Origin of the sequence: Hyalangium sp. (assembly GCF_045802625.1) — a bacterium.
Taxonomy (GTDB): Bacteria; Myxococcota; Myxococcia; order Myxococcales; family Myxococcaceae; genus Hyalangium.
Genome location: NZ_JBJMQP010000006.1, coordinates 1 through 1,882, shown reverse-complemented (window position 1 = coordinate 1,882; position 1,882 = coordinate 1). Strand labels below are relative to the sequence as shown.

At 65.1% G+C, this 1,882-nt stretch carries 2 protein-coding genes; both read right to left on the bottom strand.

The features are described from left to right. On the bottom strand, positions 1-90 hold a 90-nt coding region (locus ACJ8AT_RS00790; RefSeq protein WP_407735584.1), incomplete at its 3' end, for an Imm52 family immunity protein. A gap of 12 nt (positions 91-102) precedes the next feature. Next, positions 103-1,272: a Tox-REase-5 domain-containing protein gene (locus tag ACJ8AT_RS00785; RefSeq protein ID WP_407735583.1), complete on the bottom strand. Its 1,170-nt coding sequence runs from the start codon at positions 1,270-1,272 to the stop codon at positions 103-105. Positions 1,273-1,882 lie beyond the last annotated feature (610 nt).

Genomic DNA, 1,882 nt, shown 5'->3' with positions numbered 1-1,882 from the left:
TGTGCGTTCGGCGCATTCTTCGGGCGACTCCTTGCGCGGCCCCCAATAGGCGCCAGCATAGTAACCCTCAGGTATGGGGGTAGCAGTCATGAGGTCCTCGTTTCAGCGAACAGGAGTGTAGATGACCTTGATCCCTTCGATATTGTTGCGCTCGAAGAGCAACTGGATGGCGTCAGCCGCCTTCTGCTCCGCCACGTGCCATTCGATGGGGATGCCCATGCCCAAAACCTTGTTGCTCTGGCGCCGAGCCTGCTTGACCAAGTCCGCTGCCCCCGAGTTCTTGAACCAATATTCGGGCTCGAGATTGTCGAGAAACTTATCCGCATAGCCGGGCCCCTTGGCCTCCAGTAGCACGCCGTCTTTGAAACCGTCGAACTTCACGCCTCCGCTCTGCTTGCCCATGCCGCCGACCCAGTAGGCCTCATCTGTGGAGTGCCCCGTGATCTGCTCCTGGTAGGCCTGAGCACGTTCGGACATGCCTGACTCTTCGGAAGGCCCCCACTCTCCCGGCCCGCGCCCGCCGGAAGGTTCGTGAGCTGAGGAGTTGGCCCGGTGGAGGATGAGCGCCGCTCCGGGCCCGCCGCCCAGGACCGTGGCCACTCGCCCTACCGGCACTGCGACACGCTCGAAGATCAGCGCTCCCTCCGCGGACAGTGACAGCATCGGTACGGTCGCCTCGGCACCGGCCAGCACTCCTGTCACTGTGCGCGTCGTTCCCACGGTGGTGCCGGTCGTCACGAGGAGATTGGTGGCCAACTCGGCAATGGCCCGCGTCTGCTCGCCCTGAGTCATGTACCGAAAACGCTCGAAGTACTCGGGCGACGAGGCGATGAGCGCGGCCACCCCCGCAGGCAGGTTCTTCAGCGCGGCGATGCTATCCACGGGCCGGGTGAAGAACTGCCCCAAGGCGAGCGCCAGCTTCGTGAACGCCGCTTCGGCGCCATCCAGCGAGCGGCTGACGTAGTCCGCATCGTCGTACACCTCGACCTGCACTGGTCCAGCGAGCGGCTCCAATCGCTCGTCCGCGAGGCGGAAGATGAAGCCGTTGCTGACATAGAAGCGCCCCAGTTCGAACGGGCCGGCGCGAAAGGCACCATCCCTCCACTCGACAGGGGCCACCTTCTGCTGGGTGCGGCCACTTCGGGTCCAGGCCAGGTAGCCATCAGGCCTCAGCACCGCCACGCGCTTGAAGCGCTCCACCCGGCGCAGCAGCTCGTGCCGGGAAACCTCGCCTCGTTCCAGCACCCCGCGCAACAGGTAGCCCACCGCCATGCGCGCCGGAAACGAGCCCAGCGTCACAGGCTTTTTCAGGAAGAGGTCGAGCAGCCGAGCCGCCTGAGCGGGCGTGAGCGCACTGCCCGAAAGGGGCCTCTCATCCCCCGACTCCAGGCCCGCCTCTGTCAGCAACTGCTCCCAGTCGTCTCCCTGTGCGGCCCCCTGGGTGAGCGAGCCCCTTGCGGCTGGGACCGAATGCACCGGTGCGGCCGCCACCACATGCGAGGGAGAGATGCGCGGCCGGTACCTCAGGTCCGTTCCTCTGCCGGGCGTTGGCTGCACCGTCGCACAGCCAGTGGCCAGCATGGCGGCAGCGAGCAACAGGCCCTGCGCCTTGGACAACAGCCCGTCAATTTCCATGGCTCGCTCCTTGGTTTGCCGAAGCAAAGTCCCTCTGGCTCAGTGTCACTCCAACCTCCGGGGATGGCATGGGCCACAGCACCAAGCAGCCGCGGGCTCTCCACATGAACACCTCCTGGGAACGCTCTCGAACAGGACTTCGACAAGACAGCTTGCTGCACTCCGCTCGTGTGCGCGACCATGTGTCCACGCATGGAAGCGCATCCGCTCTTCAGTTGGATCCACCTCTCCGACATCCACGTCGGAC